Source organism: Methylophilus sp., assembly GCF_035460085.1.
Taxonomy (GTDB): Bacteria; Pseudomonadota; Gammaproteobacteria; order Burkholderiales; family Methylophilaceae; genus Methylophilus.
Genome location: NZ_DATHWZ010000065.1, coordinates 1 through 22,167 on the forward strand (window position 1 = coordinate 1; position 22,167 = coordinate 22,167).

20 protein-coding genes and 3 tRNA genes are annotated in these 22,167 nt (G+C 50.3%); 4 read left to right on the forward strand and 19 right to left on the reverse strand.

Going from position 1 to position 22,167, the window contains the following annotated elements; all coding sequences use genetic code 11:
• On the reverse strand, positions 1-728 hold a 728-nt coding region (locus VK958_RS09635; RefSeq protein WP_325240975.1), incomplete at its 3' end, for an SPFH domain-containing protein.
• A gap of 72 nt (positions 729-800) precedes the next feature.
• Positions 801-1,238, reverse strand: coding sequence for an NfeD family protein (locus VK958_RS09640; protein ID WP_325240976.1), 438 nt, complete (start codon positions 1,236-1,238; stop codon positions 801-803).
• Positions 1,239-1,413: 175 nt separating this feature from the next.
• On the opposite strand from VK958_RS09640, the gene VK958_RS09645 reads away from it, so the two are divergent.
• On the forward strand, positions 1,414-4,311 hold the full coding sequence (locus tag VK958_RS09645) for a valine--tRNA ligase (RefSeq protein WP_325240977.1): 2,898 nt from the start codon (positions 1,414-1,416) through the stop codon (positions 4,309-4,311).
• A 93-nt stretch (positions 4,312-4,404) separates the two neighbouring features.
• Here VK958_RS09645 and VK958_RS09650 read toward each other — a convergent pair whose 3' ends face one another.
• Positions 4,405-5,427 carry a serine endopeptidase gene (locus VK958_RS09650; protein ID WP_325240978.1) on the reverse strand — a complete coding sequence of 341 codons (1,023 nt, stop codon included), beginning with the start codon at positions 5,425-5,427 and terminating at the stop codon, positions 4,405-4,407.
• Positions 5,428-5,558: 131 nt separating this feature from the next.
• Between VK958_RS09650 and VK958_RS09655 the strand changes: the two genes are divergently transcribed.
• On the forward strand, positions 5,559-5,801 hold the full coding sequence (locus VK958_RS09655; RefSeq protein WP_325240979.1) for a (2Fe-2S)-binding protein: 243 nt from the start codon (positions 5,559-5,561) through the stop codon (positions 5,799-5,801).
• On the opposite strand, the gene VK958_RS09660 is transcribed toward VK958_RS09655, so the two are convergent.
• The 13 genes from VK958_RS09660 to VK958_RS09720 all read right to left on the reverse strand — a co-directional run bounded on the left by VK958_RS09660 (position 5,783) and on the right by VK958_RS09720 (position 17,647).
• The gene (locus tag VK958_RS09660) at positions 5,783-6,541 is read right to left on the reverse strand and encodes a HesA/MoeB/ThiF family protein (protein ID WP_325240980.1); all 759 of its coding nucleotides are present in this window, start codon (positions 6,539-6,541) and stop codon (positions 5,783-5,785) included. The genes VK958_RS09655 and VK958_RS09660 overlap by 19 nt on opposite strands.
• Before the next feature lie 23 nt (positions 6,542-6,564).
• Positions 6,565-7,299: a type II secretion system protein gene (locus tag VK958_RS09665; RefSeq protein ID WP_325240981.1), complete on the reverse strand. Its 735-nt coding sequence runs from the start codon at positions 7,297-7,299 to the stop codon at positions 6,565-6,567.
• Positions 7,300-7,307: 8 nt separating this feature from the next.
• A complete protein-coding gene (locus VK958_RS09670) occupies positions 7,308-8,480 on the reverse strand; it encodes a hypothetical protein (protein WP_325240982.1) in 1,173 nt (390 codons plus the stop codon).
• Positions 8,477-9,094 (reverse strand): hypothetical protein, encoded by a 618-nt coding sequence (locus tag VK958_RS09675; RefSeq protein ID WP_325240983.1) that lies wholly within the window; start codon positions 9,092-9,094, stop codon positions 8,477-8,479. The genes VK958_RS09670 and VK958_RS09675 overlap by 4 nt, the downstream gene beginning before the upstream one ends.
• Entirely contained in the window at positions 9,091-10,539 is a 1,449-nt protein-coding gene (locus VK958_RS09680) for a hypothetical protein (protein ID WP_325240984.1), read from the reverse strand. The genes VK958_RS09675 and VK958_RS09680 overlap by 4 nt, the downstream gene beginning before the upstream one ends.
• Before the next feature lie 54 nt (positions 10,540-10,593).
• Positions 10,594-11,793 carry a type II secretion system F family protein gene (locus VK958_RS09685; protein WP_325240985.1) on the reverse strand — a complete coding sequence of 400 codons (1,200 nt, stop codon included), beginning with the start codon at positions 11,791-11,793 and terminating at the stop codon, positions 10,594-10,596.
• Positions 11,790-13,508: a GspE/PulE family protein gene (locus VK958_RS09690; RefSeq protein ID WP_325240986.1), complete on the reverse strand. Its 1,719-nt coding sequence runs from the start codon at positions 13,506-13,508 to the stop codon at positions 11,790-11,792. The genes VK958_RS09685 and VK958_RS09690 overlap by 4 nt, the downstream gene beginning before the upstream one ends.
• A gap of 2 nt (positions 13,509-13,510) precedes the next feature.
• On the reverse strand, positions 13,511-14,026 hold the full coding sequence (locus tag VK958_RS09695; protein ID WP_325240987.1) for a hypothetical protein: 516 nt from the start codon (positions 14,024-14,026) through the stop codon (positions 13,511-13,513).
• Between the two features lie 167 nt (positions 14,027-14,193).
• Positions 14,194-16,023: a type II secretion system protein GspD gene (locus VK958_RS09700; RefSeq protein WP_325240988.1), complete on the reverse strand. Its 1,830-nt coding sequence runs from the start codon at positions 16,021-16,023 to the stop codon at positions 14,194-14,196.
• A 219-nt stretch (positions 16,024-16,242) separates the two neighbouring features.
• Entirely contained in the window at positions 16,243-17,253 is a 1,011-nt protein-coding gene (locus VK958_RS09705; RefSeq protein WP_325240989.1) for a GGDEF domain-containing protein, read from the reverse strand.
• A gap of 111 nt (positions 17,254-17,364) precedes the next feature.
• Positions 17,365-17,440 (reverse strand) — tRNA-His (locus VK958_RS09710).
• Between the two features lie 16 nt (positions 17,441-17,456).
• Positions 17,457-17,533 (reverse strand) — tRNA-Arg (locus tag VK958_RS09715).
• A gap of 37 nt (positions 17,534-17,570) precedes the next feature.
• A tRNA-Pro gene (locus VK958_RS09720) sits at positions 17,571-17,647 on the reverse strand.
• A gap of 82 nt (positions 17,648-17,729) precedes the next feature.
• On the opposite strand from VK958_RS09720, the gene folD reads away from it, so the two are divergent.
• Positions 17,730-18,587 (forward strand): bifunctional methylenetetrahydrofolate dehydrogenase/methenyltetrahydrofolate cyclohydrolase FolD, encoded by an 858-nt coding sequence (gene folD, locus VK958_RS09725; protein WP_325240990.1) that lies wholly within the window; start codon positions 17,730-17,732, stop codon positions 18,585-18,587.
• A 141-nt stretch (positions 18,588-18,728) separates the two neighbouring features.
• Entirely contained in the window at positions 18,729-19,151 is a 423-nt protein-coding gene (dksA, locus tag VK958_RS09730; protein ID WP_055830414.1) for an RNA polymerase-binding protein DksA, read from the forward strand.
• 152 nt (positions 19,152-19,303) lie between these two features.
• Here dksA and VK958_RS09735 read toward each other — a convergent pair whose 3' ends face one another.
• Genes VK958_RS09735 through VK958_RS09745 form a run of 3 tightly spaced genes read right to left on the reverse strand, consistent with a single transcriptional unit; the run spans position 19,304 to position 22,056 of the window.
• The gene (locus tag VK958_RS09735; protein WP_325240991.1) at positions 19,304-20,425 is read right to left on the reverse strand and encodes a deoxyguanosinetriphosphate triphosphohydrolase; all 1,122 of its coding nucleotides are present in this window, start codon (positions 20,423-20,425) and stop codon (positions 19,304-19,306) included.
• A 21-nt stretch (positions 20,426-20,446) separates the two neighbouring features.
• On the reverse strand, positions 20,447-21,526 hold the full coding sequence (gene aroB, locus VK958_RS09740; RefSeq protein ID WP_325240992.1) for a 3-dehydroquinate synthase: 1,080 nt from the start codon (positions 21,524-21,526) through the stop codon (positions 20,447-20,449).
• Positions 21,514-22,056 (reverse strand): shikimate kinase, encoded by a 543-nt coding sequence (locus tag VK958_RS09745; protein ID WP_325240993.1) that lies wholly within the window; start codon positions 22,054-22,056, stop codon positions 21,514-21,516. The genes aroB and VK958_RS09745 overlap by 13 nt, the downstream gene beginning before the upstream one ends.
• Between the last annotated feature and the right edge of the window lie 111 nt (positions 22,057-22,167).

The window sequence follows — 22,167 nt, forward strand, 5'->3', positions numbered from 1 at the left end:
CCCAGCAAGAAAGTCGCTGATGTATCGTTTTCTTTCACGGCCTGCGCAATCAGTTTAATCGCTTCAGCGGACGCGTTGGCGGCAACCAGTTGCGCCTCGGCATCTTTACGGGCACCTTCCAGGCGAGCTTCAGCATTTAAAATAAGTGACTGCTTGGCGCCTTCCGCTTCAGTGACTACCGCTACGCGTTCACGCTCTGCAGCTGCCTGGCGTTCCATTGCATCCTGCATGTTTGAGGATGGCTTGATATCCTGGATTTCCACACTTTTAACGGTCAGGCCCCAGTCGAGGGCTTCATCAGCAATCGCCATCTTCAATTCGGCTTTGATCCGGTCGCGTGAAGTCAATGCATGGTTTAAATCCATGCCACCGATGATAGAGCGCAAATTGGTCTGCACCATATTGCGCATCGCTTCCCTGAAATTTTCAATGCCATACACGGCACGTTCGATATTCGATACTTTGATAAAGGCCACTGCGTTAGCAAGGATCACCGCATTGTCACGGGTGATCACTTCCTGCTCCGGAATATCCAGAATAATGTCTTTGGTGGTGACCTTATAGCTGACTCTGCTCAGTATCGGATTGATCACGTGCAAACCCGGGCTGATGATGCCGGCAAATTTACCTAAGCGCTCAACCACCCATTCCTCACCCTGCGGGACGATACGAACGCCTTTGACGATGGCGATGATCGCCAGTATCAATACGATAATGCTGATTTCCATGTGGACTCCTTAATTAACAATGTTTGAGTTGCTTATGTCTTAGCAACTCGTGATGACTTTACCTGCTACTGATTAAATCGGCACAACACGCACGCTATTGCCTTCGACAGCCACAATCCTGGCGGGTTGATTGGCTGCGATTTCAACATCCGCTACCGCTGACCACTCCTTGCTTCCCATCACGCCCTGGCTGAAACGGATAAGCCCGGATTGGGCTGGGGTGACTGCATGGATGATGACGCCTTCGCGGCCGATCTCCTCACCCTGTGCTTGCCCGACGCGCGGGGTGGGGTGTGTTTTCTCGCGCTTGCGCCAGATCGCCACCGCCAACACCGAGAAGATCGCATAGATAACTATCTGCCACGGCGTGCTAAATGCAGGTAACAACCAGGCCAGCAAGGCCATTGCCAACGCCGCCATGCCGGGCCACAGCAGATACATTGTGCCGGTCATCATTTCCAGGCACAGCAAAATCAGGCCTAGCCCGCACCAGATCCACATGATATCCATATCAAATATCCCCACTGCATTTACCAAATTAAAGAGTTAGCTTTGCATATTAGCATTGTCTGCCGATTGCAGATATGACACTCCAGAATGCTTTGGGTTAACTGAGCAGCAGAATCTGTAGCAAAGGCAAGCTCAGGCATCAAAGCAAAGGCCGGCCTATGGTAAAATCAGGCGCATGATTACCCCTACACAAAATTCCACTCCTGCACGCGAACTTGCCAAATCGTTTGACCCTAAAAGCATAGAAAGCCAATGGTATGCCTTCTGGGAAAGCAAAGGCTTTTATGCCGCCGGCATGAACCAAGAAGTAAAAGATAACTTCTGCATCCTGCTACCGCCACCTAACGTCACCGGCACCTTGCATATGGGCCATGGTTTCAACCAGACCATTATGGATGCCCTGACCCGTTATCACCGCATGCGCGGCGACAATACCTTGTGGCAACCAGGGACAGATCACGCCGGTATTGCCACACAGATAGTAGTGGAGCGCCAGTTGGATGCGCAAGGTGTGAGTCGCCATGACTTAGGTCGCGAAAAATTCCTGGAAAAAGTCTGGGAGTGGAAAGAATATTCCGGTGGCACCATCACCCAGCAAATGCGCCGTTTAGGCACCTCGCCTGACTGGAGCCGTGAGCGTTTCACCATGGATGCTGGCCTCAATAAAGTGGTCACCGAAACCTTTGTCCGCCTGTTCAATGAAGGCCTGATTTACCGCGGCAAACGCCTGGTGAACTGGGATGTGAAACTGGGCACGGCAGTATCTGACCTGGAAGTGGTGCAGGAAGAAGAAGACGGCTCCATGTGGCATATCACCTATCCGCTGGCGGATGGTTCTGGCAAGCTGACTGTCGCAACCACGCGTCCGGAAACGATGCTGGGTGACGTGGCGGTGATGGTGAACCCGGAAGATGCGCGTTATACACATTTGATTGGCAAGAGGGTTTCCCTGCCTTTGTGCGACCGTGAAATTCCGGTGATTGCCGATGAGTACGTGGATAAAGAGTTTGGTACCGGTGTAGTGAAAGTGACGCCAGCGCATGACTTTAACGACAATATGGTCGGTCAGCGGCAAGGTCTGGACAAGATTATCATCCTGAACCTGCAAGGCTTTGTACCAGAGCAAGCTGAAGTGCATGCCGCTGATGGCAGCGCCAAAACCGCGATTACTTTACCAGCCAACCTGGTAGGCCTGGAGCGTTTTGCTGCCCGCAAGCAAGTGGTTGCCGACCTGGAGGCTGGCGGCTTCCTGGTAAAAGTTGAAAAACACAAATTGAAAGTGCCACGTGGTGACCGTACCAATGTGGTGATCGAACCCATGCTGACCGACCAGTGGTTTGTGGGGATGAGCAAGCCCGGCGAAGATGGCAAAAGCATTACCGAGAAAGCACTGGAAGTGGTCGCTAGTGGCGAGATCAAGTTCTACCCGGAGAACTGGGTGAATACCTATAACCAGTGGCTGAACAATATCCAGGACTGGTGTATTTCACGCCAGCTGTGGTGGGGTCATCAGATTCCTGCCTGGTATAGCGATGACGGTAAAGTGTATGTGGCGCATGATGAAGCTGAAGCCAAAGCGCTGGCGGCCAAGGATGGTTACACTGGCGCACTGACTCGCGACAACGATGTACTGGATACCTGGTACTCGTCTGCTTTATGGCCATTCTCGACCCTGGACTGGACCGGCGACGAAGCGATTGATGCACAGAATCAGGCTTTACAGCAGTTCCTGCCCTCCTCAGTGCTGGTGACCGGTTTTGATATTATTTTCTTCTGGGTGGCGCGCATGGTGATGATGACCAAGCACATCACAGGCAAGATTCCGTTCAAGCATGTATACGTGCACGGCCTGATCCGCGACGCTGAAGGCCAGAAGATGTCCAAGTCCAAAGGCAATGTGCTGGACCCGATAGACCTGATCGATGGCATTGACCTGGAATCTCTGGTGGGCAAACGCACCACCGGCCTGATGAACCCGAAAGATGCGGAAAAAATCGAGAAGCGCACGCGCAAGGAGTTCCCCGAGGGTATTGCCGCGTATGGTACGGATGCACTCCGCTTCACCTTTGCCAGCCTGGCTTCACCGGGACGCGACATCAAGTTTGACCTGCAACGCTGCGAAGGTTACCGCAACTTCTGCAACAAACTGTGGAACGCCACCCGGTTTGTGTTGATGAATACTGAAGGCCAGGATAACGGCTTTGGCGTGGATAGTTGTGAAGACGGCGGCCGTAAATTCAGCCAGGCTGACCGCTGGATCGTGAGCCTGTTGCAGCGCACCGAAGCAGAAGTTGAACGCGCATTTAACGATTACCGTTTTGACCTGGCCGCCAAGGCCATCTACGAGTTCGTCTGGGACCAGTATTGCGACTGGTACCTGGAAATCGCCAAAGTGCAAATTCAGGGTGGCAGCGAAGCCGAACAACGCGCCACACGCCGAACTTTGTTGCGTGTACTGGAAACCATCTTGCGCCTCGCCCACCCGATCATTCCGTTTGTGACCGAGGAAATCTGGCAGACCGTAGCGCCAATGACTCAATTGAAAGACAAGTCACGTGGCACAGAAAGCATTATGCTGCAGGCTTACCCCAAAGCCGATCTGGAAAAAATAGATGAAGAAGCCGAAGTATGGGTAGCAACGCTGAAAACCGCGGTGGAAGCCTGTCGTAGCCTGCGTGGCGAAATGAGCATCTCACCTGCGGCGAAAGTACCATTGATCGCGGCGGGTGATGCCACGCAATTGGCCGCTTTTGCGCCTTATCTCAAGTCACTGGCCAAGCTGGAAAATGTGGATATCGTGGCTGAATTACCAGAAGCGGATGCACCAGTGATGCTGGCGGCCGACTTCAGGCTAATGTTAAAAGTAGAAATTGATGTGGCCGCCGAGAAAGAGCGTTTGGGCAAGGAAATCGCCCGCCTGCAAGGTGAAATCACCAAAGCCAGCAGCAAACTGGGGAATGAGAGTTTTGTAGCCCGCGCCCCGGCTGCCGTGGTGGAGCAGGAAAAAGCGCGTCTGGCCGAGTTTAGTGCCAATCTGGAAAAGCTACAGGCACAACTGGCAAAACTGAAGTAATTTTCAGATTACAAGATCTCTATTAGTTTGCAATACCGTGGCCTGGACTTAGGTCACGGTGTTCCGGATCACAGCCTTCCTGGTCAGGATGCCTCAGGCAACGGCACCACACTTGTGGCAAAATTTAGCGAATGCGTTTTTGCGTGCGTGGCAGGCACTGCAATAGTTATGCAGGCAAATACCGCAATGCGTACAAAAGTCATTGCTTTCATTTTTCAGGTCCACATTGCGCTCGCAACCCGGGCACACACTCTTGGCAAGTCTGGCCAGGGCCGTGTCGTATCCCAACTCTTCACGGCGTAGAAACTCAGGCTGCGATTCGGCCAGCTTCTGTTGTTGCAGATACTGTTGCAATGCTGCAATCGCATACTTACCCCCCACCACCGTCAGCAGGATACCGACGGTGTACCGCACATAGCCGCCATAATCCGGCAGGTAGGGTACCAGCTCGACGAAGAAAGCCATCAAGGCAAAGATGATAAACCCCCAGACAAAAGGCCAGTACTGGGATTTTCTTTTATTGGCAAACAGCCACGCAGCCAATATCAGTAGCGGCAAGGTCAGCAACAAGCGGTATAAAAATACGCGCAACTCCTGATCCTCGTGAGCATCAACAAATTGCTGCCGAGCAATCTCCTCAAGGGCATTTTCCTGTGCCAGCAGTTGCGTCTCCCGCTGGGAGATATTCGTCTGCTTTTGCTGGATATCCTCAATCGCCCTTTCAGCATCGCGTTCCAGCTTCTTTAGCGCGTCCAGTGTACGTGTGCGGCCAACCAGGTCATCCACCTCATCGGTGACATCCCTGGCCGAGACCCAGTTATCAAAAGTCATGCGGGCTGCCTGGTAATCTTTTTGCCGGATGATCAGCTGCAAATTGACTTGTTCCAGTTCATCGGCAAGCGTTTGATGCTGCCTGGAAAGTACTTTGAGCTCTGCCCGAAGTGGATCTATTTCTCTGTGATTGACGAAATTTTCGGTGGTGTAGCTGGTTTCTACACGCGGCAAATCTCCGATGACATTCTTGCCCAGCCCGGTGAGAAACAGGGCAAATACAATCGCCACCATCCACAAGGCCCGGTTAAACCATTTTTCTGATAAGCGGACGCCTTTGCTCATGACATGCCCCCAAATGATATTGCCAACGATGCTAACGGGCTTTTACGTTTGCGGCAAGCAATAGTGACAATCCGGCGCTGGCATGTGAGATACGCTGGCGGTAAAATGCAGTTTTACCTCAACGACCGGCAATGGCTGAACTAAAAGACGACTCGCCCGATGAAGTGATGTGCAGTTGCAGTGGCACGACACGCGGCTTGATCCAGGACCTGGTCAAACAAGGCAAGGACCTGGATGCTATTTCGCGATATTCCGGTGCACTCAGCGGTTGTGGTGGCTGTGAGTGGGATATTGGTGAACTGGTGAAAGAGTTAATGGAAAATTTGCCAGCAGCAGCTGATCAAGCAAACCCTGATCAAGCTAAACCTGAATGACCGCATACCTTGCAGCCAGGATCTCTGGATAATTTGATCGTGCGCCATTCTGCGCTTAAAGCATCCAGCAATAACAAGCGGCCTTGCATGGTCTGGCCCATGTCCAGTAACACCTTAATGGCTTCAGCCGCCTGCGTGGAGCCTATCATGCCTACTAAAGGTGCAAATACACCATTATCAGCACACCTCAGTTCCTGGTCATCACCCACATCCGGGTACAGGCAGTGATAACAAGGCGACTCTGCATGCCGGAAATCGAACACGCTCAATTGACCTTCAAAACGGATAGCAGCGCCAGAAACCAGTGGCGTTTTAGTGTTAAAACATAACTGATTCAGCAGATAACGGGTAGCAAAATTATCCGAGCAATCAATCACCACATCGGCGGCAGACACACGTACAGCAGCCTCCTGTTCAGTCATTCGCGTAAGTACCGTATTGACGGTGATCTCCGGGTTCAATTGCGCAATGGCAGCCTGCGCGGATAGCGCTTTGTTCTGCCCGACTGCATTAGTGGTATGAATAATCTGCCGCTGCAAATTGGTTATATCCACCTGGTCAAAGTCACAGATAGTCAATGTACCCACACCAGCCGCTGCCAGATACATGGCTACCGGTGCGCCCAACCCGCCCGCGCCTATGATCAGTGCATGACTTTGGGTCAGTGTTTCCTGACCGGCATATTCGATCTGCGGCAGCATGATGTGCCGGCTATAGCGTAGCAATAAATTGTCTTGCATACCTGTTAGATATATTCCGTTATTCAGGGCAGTCGTTGCGCCAGCACCATTTGCTGGATCAGTACTTTGGGGGAAAGCATGATCAGCCTGTCATCGAATACAGCGTTAGCGGTTTGCTGATAGGCTTTATCAACAAATGTGAGATCGCCATCGGTGTTTTCCTGTTCGTCCGGATGAACAGCAGCACCCATGGCGTGACTCTGCCCACCAGAAACGGATTGTATGCCACCCAAGCCATTTTCGCCATGCGAAAGCACAATGGCAGCGGGTCGACTGGGTAAACTGGTCACCACACCCGCCTCTCCCACCACTTGGACATTACTGGCATTTTCCGCCGCCGTGATTGAAAACCACTGCGCATGGTGCGTAAATGTGCTGTCTGCCCGATAGCGGAAATAACGCCCCCAGGCATCTGTTGCGACCAAGCCGAGTTGCATCCACGGCAGCATCCCCTCATCACTGGCACAACTTTGGTTAGGCAATACATTCTCCCAGCCATCCGGTGGGTTATCGGTATCTGGGCATGGCAGGTAGCGGTGAATGACTGCATGCCCCAGCAATGACTGCTGCGCCATTTGTAATCTCTGCTCAGTTTGCTGATAGTTTTGCAGGCTGTGTTGCACCCGCAATGGCGTCATTAACCAGCCCATCATCAAGCTGAGTATCACCAGCGCAATCGCCAGTTCCAGCAAACTGAAACCCGTTGCATAAGGTTTAGACACCCGATTCATCTGCTTGATTAAACCCTGATCAATCATGGCTACATTCACCGTTCAAAGCTGTCATTGCTGACCAACTCCACTGCCGCCGCACTAGGTATTTGCAACTTTTGCAAGGTACTTGCCTCAAGATAAGCGGCTAGATTAGTTTTTTCTAAGCTGGTATTCCGCATTTGTGAAGGTAACTTTTCGCCTGCCATTATCACTGTAGCCCTGGGTGACCCCGGCTGATAAAAGACCTGCTCACGCCAACCATTTTGCTGAAACCAATGGTGTCGTGCATCACCATTCAGCATATGCTGCAATGCCAAAGGCCACTGTGTGGCATTATCCAGTGGCAGTCTTCCCAACCCTGATGATGCTGGCGAACATTGCCCGGCAGTTAATGATTGTGCGCCTAGGCAGCTACTATCTTCCACTGCTGCAGCCGTCGGCAAAGCGGTACATGGGCTGGAGCTGCATCGCAAGGCGCGCTTGACCTCCGAAAGTACCTGCTGCTGCATTTGTCTATGCATGGTCGATGTGGTCACCGGCCATACAACATCATTAAAATTTATTGAAGCTGGCGCCTGCACAAAACCATTCACCGAGGTTTCTACAGGGCTGGCATTGTCTCCAAGGTCGGCCATATCAAGATAATTCTTGATACCATCAGCACTCGTGTCATTGCGTTGTTGCACCCAACCATCTTTCCGGGCAAGCGGTTGCATAGGTGCAATAATGACGGCCACGACTCCGTTTCCTAGTGTCGCATCCCAACCTATTCCACTTGTAGAAATGACACTCCAACTCCCTGCTGTCTCCGTATTCAATGGCAGCATGCGCGGATTATTCTTATATCGCTCGGAGACGGCATACCACAAGCGCTCACCACTACCATCCCTGATATCGCCCAGGCCGAGCGTTTTCCATGGAAGTCGTCCCAAACGTGCCGTGTTACTGCAACTGGTTTCTGCCAGGCCGTCATTGTTGCGGTCTGGGCAAGGCAAATCACCGGGCCGCTGGCAGTTCATTTCACACTGGGTCACGCCCAGCGGCTGGTTGGCATAAGCGAGCAATGCCTGCTGAGCTAACGCCAGTGATGCCAGCGTTTTTTGCATGACTGACTGGTTAAGCGGATATTTCAACGAGGCTTGTAACGCATAGCCGGCCAGTCCCGCCAATATCAAGAGGATGACCCAGGCGGTAACGCCACGCTGAAGCTTTATTGTTTGCTTCATGTGTCGCTTAACAAACGCGGAAATAAATCGGGAAAGTTAAACCAGCGTAATTCACATTGTGCTGCAATTGAATCCGTGGATTCAGCAACAGACCATGTACAGCCATGTACCAACAGCATATCGGCATATTGATGTTGTAACTGCTGCAACCAAGCGAGAACCTCTGCTTCATTGTTGACTGACCAGTGCATATTGACTGGTGTCAGTGTCATTGATAAACCTGCAATGGTATAGCCTGGCAAAAATTGATTGCAGGCTGCACTTTCACAAGATTTTGCAGGCTGGATGTCGAATTGCATATGTGACAGATGTGCTTGCTGTTGCATTGTCATCCAGGAACTGACCCACAAAGCGGGATTGGCAGTTTTAGACATCCCCTGCTCGTCCCATCGTGCTTTGTTTGAGAAATAAAAATTAGCTTCCCTCTGATAAGTCGACTGCTGCATAACCTGTTGCTCTAAAACATGCAATTTCTGCTGAAGATGAAGGAATATGTCACTTACTTCAGCTTGTTTTGAAAACATCATACCGATGGATATTGCCCCCAGAATACTGACTAGCATCCAGTAAAATAAAAACCAGCGCAGCCCCAGCCAATAAGGGTTGCTTATCATGCCGCTGCCTTTTCGAGTGTACGTAAGCGTATATGGATAGTTGGCTGGTCATCAGGCAGCGATAATTGGCGAGTATCTCCTTGTTGTTCAGGTCGGTCAGAGATGGGCGAAGAATGTATTTCTTTTAACTCGAACAGGTCAGGGTGCTGACGAAATTGATCAAGTAATAATTGCCATTCCTGATGGGCATTTACAGCGGTGGCAGTTTCCTTTTTGGAAAATGTGACCGACACATGTTCATACCACAGATTATCTGGCTGCGCAGCTTGATCAAGCTCGGGTGCATAATGCCATTCAATCTTCTTAACCCTCCAGGATTTTTGATTGGTGATTACCTCTTGCAGCATCGCCAAAGCCCTGTCCGGCAGACGTGCCGCAGACTCAATCCGCTGTATGCCTAAAGATAATGTTTGTAGGCGGGGCAAATCTGCGTCAGCAAATCCCCATGCGGGCTTGGCTGACTGCCACTGGCTAATTTTTGTGTTAGTTTGCTGGATGCGGAATTGGGTATTTTTTATGGCTTGCTGACTGAGCAAGCCTATCACCAGGCATGCACTGATCATCACCCCGCCCGCCACACTGATATTGCGTTTGGCGCGCTGGATACGATCACCCAGCAGATTAGCTTCTGGTGCAAAATTTGGCAGGTGCCGGTCACGCAACACGACTTGCACGGTGGCCCAGTCAACTACACTTATCTGGTCGGGAACGCGCGCTTGGTGAGGTCGAAGAATCACATCCGCAAAGGTCTTGCTCGTTTGTTTGATAGAAGCCGGCAATTGCCCAGTGGATAATCCAATGGCATCTACATCTTCACTCAACCAAACCAAATGCAGTGGCTCATTTTCATGCAGCCACTGCTGGTTGATCAAATACAAGCGTGTCTGGGCGACCTCATTGCTGATACGCGAGTACGAGGGCCCATTAAACGATAGTGTCATCAGGCGGCTGAAAACAAGTTTTGCCTTATACAGGTAATGCATGCGGAGTTGCTGCTTTTCAAAATAAACATACAAGCAGTGTGTATCCGCCGTTTTCAGACTTGAGATCACACAAGGAAAACATAATGCCTGGGTATACACCCCGCGCACACGGATAGTTTGCTGTTGCAGTGCCTGCAGCCAATCGCGCAATGGCGGGTAATGGATAGCTGAAAACAGGTAGCGCTCTTCTTTACGCACATTTTTTACGCTGTCTAATTTATGTACAGCATGCAATCCTTGTGCGAACGGCCAGGCAGCTAATCTGCGTGCCAGCAATTGTTTACGGGCAGCCCCGCTGACGTGCGGCAACACTTCAACGTGATACTGTTCATCAGTAACATCGGTTAAAAAATACACTATCGCTTCCGCATACTGCTTAAGCAAATCCAGCAGCAATAACTGATTTTCCGCATTTGCCGCGAACACATTCAGAGAGAGATATCGCGACCCTCTAAAATGCATTACTCGCCATTGATCATGCCTTATCAAGACAACAAGCTGCTGTTGTGCCATGTGTTAGTACCGCAATGTTGAAAAGCTGTCATACACAGGAAGCATGACGGCCGCCATTAAAAATAGCAGCATCAGCCCAAGTAACATGGTCAATACAGGTTCCAGCAGTTGCAAAAGAGATTGCATGTGTGCCTGCACCTCTCTATCGTAAAAGGTCGCCTGCTGGGACAACATGCGATCCAAGGCACCCGTGGTTTCCCCAACACGTATCATGCGTACCAGCAGTGGAGGAAACCAGCCTGCCGCAGCAAAACTGGCAGCTAAGCTCTCACCGCTTTGAACACGCTGATGCACCTGACTCAAAGCCTGTGCCATCACCCGATTTTGCAAAAGTGGCTGGCACCACTCAAGCGCCTGCAGCAGCGGGATTCCCGTTTGGTACATCAACCCCAGAAAACGGCATAATCTGGTCAGCACCAGCTGATGTAACAACCGTCCCAGCACTGGCAGTTTTAAGATTTTTTGGCCGCAATAGAATGCAAATGCCGGTGAGCGTTTCACAGCGAATCGCAGGCAGAACGCCAGCAGTGTCAACAAAATCAAGCTAACTCCACCATAAGCGATTGCCCAATCAGACAAGCCAAGCAACAGGCGTGTAGACCATGGTAATTCTTGACCTAAGCTCTGTAGGAAGCCCACCATCTGTGGCACCAAAAATGTCAGCATGACGGTGGCGGCTATGCACACCATCACGCATAACAACGCTGGATAAGTAAGGCCACGCCGCGTTTGCGATATCAAATCCGCTTGCCATTGCAAGGTCTGTGCGAGATGCCCGAAGATCTCGGGCAGTTGCCCAGTGTGTTCGCCCGCAGCGACCAGGTTACCAATAAATGCGGGAAACACATTTGGCTGCGCTTGCAAAGCTTGTGACAGTAACTTTCCGGCTTCCAACTCATGCTGTAACGCCCTCAATGCTTTAGACAACGAGGGGTGCTGACTTTGCCCGGCCAACTCTTCCAGTGATTGCAATAACGGGACACCCGCTTGCAACAACTGCTGTATCTGAATACAGAACTGAATCAAATGCTGAGACTTGATACGCGGTTGAAGCCAGTTGACCGGTTGCCCGATCTTCACAGTGAGCAATTCCAGTCCTTGCGCTTTTAAGCTAGCTTCTAGCGCCTGCTCACTTGGGGCTTGCATGACTCCGCGCTGCTGGCGTCCATCATGATCAATCGCAGTGTAGCGATAGGCAGTCATGCATCTGCCTCTTCAAAACAGGCACTGATATCGACTACCCGGCGCAACTCCAGCAAGCTGGTTTCCCCTGACAACACCAGTTGCATCCCCTCTTCAGCCAGTGTGGTATAGCCATACCGTCTCGCCTGTTGTTGTAATTGTTGAGTAGCGGCGTGTCCTGCAAGCAAGGCATCTAACGTGGGATGCATGGTGAGTATTTCCATAATGGCAAGCCGGCCACGGTAACCGCTCATGCGGCAGTGCTCGCAGCCAGCCGCCTCAAAAATGGTCATGCGCTCAGCCCCATCAGATGGGAGTAAGGACTGTAACAATGACTGTGTCTTTGCATCGGCCAAAGTTTGCACTTTGCAATCGCTGCATAAGCGCCTCAACAAGCGTTGTGCAATGACACCCACCACACTACCTGCCGCCATTTGTGGGCTAATGCCAAAGTCGGTCAAGCGCGCAAAGGCTGCAATCGCATTATTCGTATGCAAGGTCGTCATGACCAGGTGGCCGGTCATAGCAGCACGGATGGCCATTGCAGCCGTTGGCTCATCACGCACTTCGCCCACCAGGATAATATCTGGATCCTGCCTCAATATGGCCCTGATCCCACTCACAAAATCCACTTTGTTGGCTTCATTGATCGATGTCTGCCGCATCAGCATATGTGGATATTCCACCGGGTCTTCCAGCGTCATGATATTGACTTGCGGATGGTTGAGGTGCCCGAGCATTGAATACAGTGTGGTAGTTTTACCGCTCCCGGTAGGGCCAGTCAGTATCAATAACCCTTCGGGCTTTTCCAGCATGTTTTTGAGCAGTTGCAATTGCGGCAACCGCAAGCCCATGGCATCTAGGGGAATAATAGATTTGTCTCTATCAAGCACGCGCAGCACGATGTTTTCGCCATGTAGCGTGGGGTGGCTTGAGACTCTGAAATCTATCTGGCTGCCACATAAAAACAAGTTGACGCGTCCATCTTGTGGGCTACGCTGCTCAGCGATATCCATGCCAGCCAGTATTTTGAGGCGCACGCACATGGCAGGCCAATAACGGTCATGCACACTGCGGATTTGCCACAACACACCATCAATCCTGTAACGAATCCTGAGAAACGCCTGCTCGGGTTCAAAATGGATATCCGAAGCGCCCTGCTTAACTGCATCCACCAACACTGCATTGACTAAGCGGATGACTGGCCGAGCATCTTGTTGCGAAAGGGGTTGAGTGTGGGTGGCTTCCTGCTCTATCTCATGCAAAATGGCATCCAGCGATAAACTATGCCCATAGAATTTATCCAGGGCTTGTTCAATGTGTGCCTCGGTCGCCAATACTGATTTAAGCTGTACTTCCCCACCCAGCAGATAACGTAATTGATCCAGTACCATGACGCGATTCATTTCCGCCATCGCCACGCGCAAGACCTTTTTGTCTGTGGAAATATCCAGTGGCAGCACCCGATGCTGTTTGGCAAATGCCTCGGGCACCATAGCCAGCACTTCGTGATCAGGAATCACTTGCTGTAAATCGATACTTTCCTGTGCATGATGCTGGGCTAGTACATCGCGGATGACGGCATCTGTCACAAAATGTAGCCGCACTAGTTGTTGTCCTAGCATCAAGCGACTTTCCCGCTGTTCGATTAATGCGATTTCCAGTTGGTCGACCGTGATCATGCCTTTGGCCAGCATCCAGTCACCTAATCGCGCTTTGTCTGTAGTCATCAACATGCCTAATCCAGTCCGCTGATTAAAGTTTCATTGTGATCAATGTCATAGCCTGGAATTTCCAGCCGTAGCATTTCCAGGTACTTTTGCTCGCTTTCGACATCGCCAAGTTGCCTGGAGGCCAGACGCATGCCTTCCATGGCTTGTACGCTATGAGGGTCCTGCGTTAATACCGCCTGCAAAGCTTGCCTGGCTAAACTCAACTGTCCGGATTGCAGTTGCCTCGCCGCGTTGGCTACACCATCGGCAACCAGTGTTTCCGGGATCGCCGGACGTTGGATATGTAATTGCCACTGCCGTATATGACGCACAGGAGCCTGTGGTCTGCGATCTCGCTCAACTGACTCAGGTAGTAGTGGGTGAACAGGCATGTCCTTTTCCACGAGTTGAAACAAGCTGTCATTATCCTTTCTTTTCAAAGCCATCTCTGGTGCTGCCTGTACAGCCGCAATAGTTATTGCGATACGTGGTGGCAGTTGTTGAAGGGTATGCAAATCCTCATCGGGAAACAGTGTGTCCATGTGCATGCATGTCATCAATACAATCAATCCGATACCTGCCCATAGCAATACGGCCAATGCCCTTTCTGCTTTACATGATGATGAGATCAATGCACCGCCATATGCACTACTGAAGAAGGGGTAAATTGACAGGCGGCTGAAAAATTTCGATATCGTCGAGACCCTGCTCAAGATGGCTCTCCCACTCCAAAATCAATGTCATCCGTGGGCAATGACTCAGGTAACAACAGTTCGAAAGCTTTCAGGTCACCAGACTTGACATCCGCCAAGCCAATCACAGTCGGCCTCAAGAACACCACCAGCTCAGTCTTCTTCGCCGCCTGGTTCTTACCTTGAAATGCGTAGCCGATGATTGGAATACTCGCTAGCCCTGGCACACGGTCGGTGAAATCTCTTTGGTCTTCCTGCATCAACCCTCCCAGGATCGCAACATTACCGCTGGGAATATTGAGTACAGATTCCATTTCGCGCACTTGTATCTCCGGAATACTGCTGACTATGCGGTTACTGCCGTTGCCCAACTGCGGATTGGGATCTTCGATATATCGCAGCACTTTAGAGACAGTGGGCCGTACATTCAAATTGACCCGTTTTTGACTATTGATTTGTGCCGTGACCGCCATCACCAGCCCGACCGGTACGGTATTGGCCGTGGTAGTCACTGCCTGCAAATTCGCACCGTTATTGCTGCTGCTTTGTGAGATTTGCGATTGAATAGTGAAATAAACCAGGTTATCCACTACCTTCAAAATAGCGGTCTGGTTGTTCAATACCATTAACTTAGGGCTCGAAAGCACACGGGTTTTGCCGAACTGCTCAAGTAAAGTGACACTGGCGCTCAAATTCCCAAACCGGCTAAACGGGTTGAAGTAGCCAAACATAAAGGCCACGCTGCCATTATTCTGGCCAAGTGCGTTTTTACTATTATTGCTTTCGAAACTACGCGTGGTGGAGTTGAATTGGGCCGCTTCACTGCCTAACGATTGCGAAAATACAACGCCCCGTTGCTGAGCCGCTGAAGATAATCGACTCCAGTCTATGCCCATCTGAAAGCTTTTGCTTAATTCCACTTCGACGATGGTCGCTTCGATTAATACTTGCCTTGCCGCCACTTGCATGACGGATTCCAGATAAGATTTGACCTGTGCCTGCTGGATATGCGATGCGCGTACTGTCAAGATGCCGGTCTCAGGATTGGCGATCAATCTCGAAGCGCGCCAACGGACATGGGCTTGCTGGGTTTTTTCGGATTTCGCTGATGCCTGAGGTAACTGCGTATTGAGGCTGTCACGTTGGCGGACTGTATCACCGGCATCAGCCGCCTCTGGGGGAACGCTATTCAATATGGATGCGGCACTTTCTAACACTTCATCCCTGGCAATGGTGGCTTTGTCTGTCTCTTCCAGCAATACCTGTAAATTTTGTACGACACTTTCCCAAAGATGGTAGCGGGACTGTGTCGCCACTGCCGTTCTCGAACTATTGCTGTTGCCTGCCGGAGATGCCTGGGATTGTGCTGATGCACTGTTACCAGTTTGCGCAGACCCTGTTGCTGGCCTACCTGTACTGTTAATTTCACTGGCTACCCCAATAAAACCCGTTGTGTCACGCGTCATATTCACGTAATTCAAACGATAACTACGTAAAACCGGCATATCTGGTGCAATCAGCCAGACGCCATTCCCCCACTCATAATACATATCGACCTGCCTGGCGATACGCGACAAAATCGCTGGAATCGATTGCTGTATCGCATGTAATGAAACCTTGCCCCTCAAACCCGGGTGAATATCCATATTGAGGTGGCTCTCTCTGGCAAGCGCCTGGAGGACCTCCTGCACAGGCGCCTCTTGCACCACAAGATTCACCAGCAGGGTGGGCGAAGCAGATTTTAAGGGCGGCCTGGCAATGGTTGGCGCTTCCACATCTGTGGTTTCAACTTCAGGATAAACAGGAGGCTGTGTTGATCCAGGCAGGTCTGGACTGAGTTCTGGCAAGTGCAGCTCAGAGCGATGTTTAACATCCTCCATCCCACGCGAAACACAGGATGTTAGGCAAAAACACATCAATAGCATGGCAGCAAAGCGCATGCTCTCCCCTTTAAAAATTGATTATTATTAACATATATTAAATATAGTTAATAACAAAAGTCAACTTTCTGGTGGATTTATCGGGAAAAGGGATTGATCAAGAGGGTAAAACTTATGGAAACCGCATTAAAATAGTTCTATTTCGCCTTCAATGGTGCTGTCCTGGAGTTTGCCACTTTCAACCAGTTTCTCGTAAAAGCAAATCTGGTCGCGGCCATGCTCTTTGGCGTAATACAATGCCTCATCTGCGCGTTCGAGCACGGTGTTGGGAAGTATGTTAAGCGCCATTTTTGAACAGCCTACACTCATGGTGACCTGGCCCACCTGCGGGAAAACATGCGTATTCAACGTTTCCCTGAAGCGCTCCATTAAGCCAACAATATCATCCTCTTCAGCGCAAGAAAACACACCGACAAACTCTTCGCCGCCAAAGCGGAACAGCAAGTCGCCTTCCCGGAAGGTTTCCTGCATCAGCCTGGAAAGTAGCAGCAAGACTTCGTCACCGATCAAGTGACCATAGTTATCGTTAATTTTCTTGAAAAAATCGATATCGAAGATTGCCAGGAAATGATGCAAGGGAAACTTGTATTCAGGCTTGTAATCATTAAACAGGATTTTGCTCACGCAATGATCAAATGTTTTGCGGTTAAGCAACCCGGTGAGTGCGTCGCGTTCATTTTCAATAATCAGGCTGGCATAGTGGTGAAACATATCCAGGCATTGTTTGACCAGGTTAACCGCATCGTTATCTAACGTTTCATGCTGTATGAGCAAGATGGCATGCTTGTGCGCAATGCTTTGCTGCAGCGGAAAAATATGCAGCTTGCCGTTATGCGTTTGTATGCATTCATATTGCTGGGCACCTTTATCCATACACGCCAGCAGCAATGCATAATTTTCAGGCTCCCAACCCTCAAACGCAGAAGGCTTATCCTCGCTCTCCAGGGAATCGATAACAGACATTAATTGACGCCGGGATAACACCTGCATCCTGACTGGTTCACGTTGGAGGACGAAAATATTTAACCAGTGTTGCATGAGCGTCAGCAAGGCTGGATCCAGCGCAAGACTCTCCCTGACCTTGGTAAGATCAGTAAGACTCTGCATAAAATGGCTCAGATTTAGATGGGTAGTCATGTGTTCGGCGTAAGGATTTACGAACACTTTATCAGCAGCAAAGCGCAGACTTATTGGCAAAAAGAGCCAATTTTTTCAATTAATTTGAAGTTTAGATTTGAGGAAAATAAATGGGGTGGCTGATGGGGCTCGAACCCACGACAACAGGAATCACAATCCTGGACTCTACCAACTGAGCTACAGCCACCATAGAGACTTTTAATTGGCCTGCCCGACAGGAATCGAACCTGTAACCCCCAGCTTAGAAGGCTGGTGCTCTATCCAGTTGAGCTACGAGCAGATAGGTGTTACATGACGATTGGGCAATCCAGAGAAACTGGTCGGCGTGGAGAGATTCGAACTCCCGACATCCTGCTCCCAAAGCAGGCGCGCTACCAGACTACGCTACACGCCGAAAACGGAAATATAACCGATTTCCTGAAATCGTGTCAATGTCGATGTGATAAAATTATCTTTTTTACGATGAACTTTTGCTCATGAGCGCCCACATTATTGATGGTAAGCAAATTGCCAATCAACTTTTAGATGAAATCAAGAATAAAATCGACCAGCGCCTGCAATCTGCTAAACGCGCACCATGTCTGGCCGTAGTGCTGGTAGGCGACGACCCTGCTTCTGCCATATATGTACGAAACAAACAGATTGCCTGCGAAAAGGTAGGCATTGTTTCAAAAGCTTATAAATACCCTTCCAGCCTCAGCCAGGACGAACTGTTTGACTTGATCAGAAAATTGAATCAAGACCCCGATACAGACGGCATCCTCGTGCAATCGCCGCTACCCCATCAGATCGATGAGACCGCCATTCTGGCAATGATAGACCCCGCCAAAGATGTGGACGGCTTTCACCCTTATAACATCGGGTTACTGGCGGTACGTCAGCCTCAATTACGTTCCTGCACGCCTTATGGTGTTATCAAAATGTTGCAAGCCAGCGGCATTAACCTCAAAGGGTTGGATGCTGTGGTTGTTGGCGTTTCCAACCATGTGGGACGCCCGATGGGGCTTGAACTGTTATTGGCAGGCTGTACGGTGACCAGCTGCCATCGTCACACCAAAGACTTAGCCGCACACCTCCTGCGGGCCGATATCGTGGTCGCTGCGGCCGGAAAAGCCGGCTTGATTAAAGGCGAATGGATTAAACCTGGCGCGATTGTGGTGGATATCGGCATCAACCGTTTGCCTGATGGCAAACTTGCCGGCGATGTTGAGTTTGAGGTTGCCAGGCAACGTGCAGCATACATTACGCCAGTGCCTGGTGGCGTGGGCCCAATGACGGTAGCGACGCTGATGGAAAACACACTCAAGGCTCTGGAACTGAGAGAACTGAAATAAATGGCGGTAGCATGCATTGACAAAGATGCTTTGCAAGGCCATAAAATCGGTGTAAACTCGCGCGATTATTGATTAACGTAATGCATTAAAAAGCGCCTTTGAGGCAAGTAATATCAAGTAGTTTCGTCCTTTGGAACCATCATGGCAGACACCGTTAACAAATCTTTTACCCCTTACCAGCCAGCGGCCGGTGAGGAGTATATGAACAAGAAACAGCAGGAACATTTCAAGAAAATCCTGAACAACTGGAAAGCAGAACTCAGTCACGATATCGACCGCACGGTACATACCATGCAAGATGAAGTCACCAGTTTCGCCGACCCTAATGACCGTGCCAGCCAGGAATCGGATATGGCCTTAGAGTTACGTAACCGTGACCGCGAGCGTAAGCTCATCAAGAAAATTGATGAGACATTACGCAATATTGAAGGCGGCGACTACGGTTATTGCGAGGGCTGTGGGATAGAGATTGGCCTCAAACGCCTGGAAGCCCGCCCGACTGCAACACTTTGTATTGATTGCAAAACGCTGGATGAAATGCGTGAAAGGCAAGTCGCTAAATAATGAGTGATTAGCAAAAAAGCGAGTGGCCATTGCCCACTCGCTTTTTTTATTTTCACCTTAGCTTTTAAATTTAAGCCATTGCAGATGACGTCATGGCGGTAACTGATATCTCTAATGAGTTACCCGCGCTGGACTGCAACTTCAAACCCGTATTACCAATTTTCCTCAACAGAAAAAAGTCGCTTATGCTCGCGAATGGCATAGCGGTCCGTCATGCCGGCTATATAGTCAGCCACCGCCCTCGCCTGATCCTGTTTGGCAGCCAGTTGATGCTCATCCGGCATTAATTTGGGTGATTGCATAAAGGCGGAAAATAACTCTTCAATAATCCGGCTTGCTTTGGCACTCATGCGGTTAACTTTATAATGCTGGTACAAATGCTTGCGCAAAAACTGCTTAAGTTCCAGATTTTTATCAGCAATCGCTTGGCTGAACCCTACCAGATACGGCGCCTTGCGAACCTCGCCAATTGTTGCAGGATTAAGTTTTGCAATTGCTTGCTGGCTTTGCTCACACAAATCCACCACTAGAACATTGATCATGCGGCGTACGGTTTCATGGATCAGCCGCTTCTCTTCTATTTCGCCATACAGGCGCTTCACTTCTGCCATATTTTCGGCAAACAGCTGGATACCGGATAGTTGCTGCATCGTAATCAGACCTGAACGCAGACCGTCATCTACATCATGGTTGTTGTAGGCAATTTCATCGGCAAAATTGGTGACCTGGGCTTCAAGACTGGGGGATTCTTTGCGTAAAAAACGCTCACCGACATCGCCCAACTGCTCGGCATTTTTTTTGGAACAATGCTTGAGGATACCTTCACGCACTTCAAAGGTCAGGTTTAAGCCATCAAAGCTGGCATAACGGTTTTCAAGTAAATCGACTACGCGCAAAGACTGCAGGTTATGCTCAAAACCACCAAAGTCACGCATGCATTCATTGAGTGCATCCTGCCCGGCATGGCCGAATGGTGTATGTCCTAGATCATGCGCCAGTGCAATCGCTTCGGCCAGATCTTCATGCAAGCCCAAAGTACGCGCAATCCCACGCGTTAACTGTGCCACTTCAATACTATGTGTCAGACGAGTGCGGAATAAATCGCCTTCATGGTTCACAAACACCTGGGTTTTATATTCCAGGCGGCGAAAAGCCGTGGAGTGGATGATGCGGTCGCGGTCTCGCTGGAATACATTGCGCGTGGGTGATTCTTGCTCAACGACCTTGCGGCCACGCGTCTGTTCGGGATGAGCTGCAAAGCGTGCTAAGGTCATTATTGGTCTCTATTGTGTAAATCAGGCAGCCGGTGACAGGGTCTGCTTTAACTTATCGGCATCGTAATCGGCAGTGATCACCGCCTTACCAATGCCTTGTTGCAGGATTAGGCGAATGCGGCCATCGGCGACTTTTTTATCCAATTGCATCAGTCGCAAATACTCTTCAGGACCAAAGTCTGGCGCTTCAATCGGCAGTTTAGCCGCCTGCAAGATCGCTTTGATCCTTTGCATTTCTGCAGCATTCAGCCAGCCCATGCGTTGGGACAAGTCCGCCGCCATCACAGTTCCGGTCGCAACCGCTTCACCGTGCAGCCACACGCCGTAACCCATGGCATTTTCAATGGCATGGCCGAACGTATGGCCCAGATTTAGCAGCGCACGCTCCCCTTGCTCATGCTCATCCGCTGCCACCACCTCGGCCTTGTTCTGGCAGGAGCGGTAAATCGCATAGCTGGCTACAGCAGTATCTAATGCCATCAGCGCAGACATATTGGTTTCCAGCCAGTCAAAAAAGTCGGCATCGCGGATCAGGCCATACTTGATCACTTCAGCAACGCCCGCTGATAACTCACGCTGTGGCAGCGTTTTTAGCGTATCAATATCAGCCAATACCAGTTTCGGTTGATAAAAAGCGCCTATCATGTTTTTACCCAATGGGTGATTGATGCCGGTTTTACCACCTACACTGGAATCTACCTGTGACAGCAAAGTCGTTGGCACCTGGATAAACGGTACCCCGCGCAAATAGGTTGCTGCCGCATAGCCGGTTAAATCACCAATCACGCCGCCGCCCAATGCGATCAGCGTGGTATTACGCTCACAGCGGTTTTGCAGCAAATGATCATAAATAATCTGCAGGGTATCGTTATTTTTATAAGCCTCGCCATCCGGCAGAATAATTTCAATCACACTCACGCCAGCATCTCTTAAAGGCTGGGCAAGCGCATGCATGTACAAAGGTGCTACGGTGGTATTGCTGACAATCGCCACTTGCTTGCGTTTGAGATGCGGCAGAATCAGATCGACCTGCCCTAAAAGGCCGTTGCCGATATGAATAGGGTAGCTACGGTCAGCAAGGCTGACAGTTAAGGTTTGCATGATGACTCCAGCGCGTGCAATGCAGTTTCTATTTTATGAATAATGACAGTCACGGGTTGATGCCCGGTATCGACGATTAAATCGGCAGTTTCTGTGTAAAGGGGATTGCGCGCGTGAAACAATTGCTCCAGCTTGGCTTTGACATCTACGTTTTGTAACAAGGGGCGATTTTTATCATTCCGGGTACGCAGATACAGCTCGTTGACGTTGGCACGCAGGTAAATCACATAGCCATATTTTTTGAGTATGGCGCGATTTTCAGGAGCGATAATGGCGCCGCCGCCCGTGGCCAGCACAATATTATCCTGCTGGCCGAATTCTTCCAGTGTAGAGGTTTCGCGCTTGCGAAAACCAGCCTCCCCTTCCAACTCAAAGATGGTAGGAATTTTGACGCCAGTGCGCTGCTCGATCACATGGTCGGTATCAAAGAAGGTTTTACCCAGATTTTTGGCAATCAATCTGCCGACTGTGGTTTTGCCTGCGCCCATCAAACCGATCAAAAAAATATTATTTGGTATACGCTCACCCATAAAAATGCCTAACCGATACAGTTGGGCATTTTAAGGCAAAGCGCGCCCGCTGTCAGTAACAGCGGGGCTTAGAATTAGTAATGACGGAGACACGGAAGAAGCGATACAGCG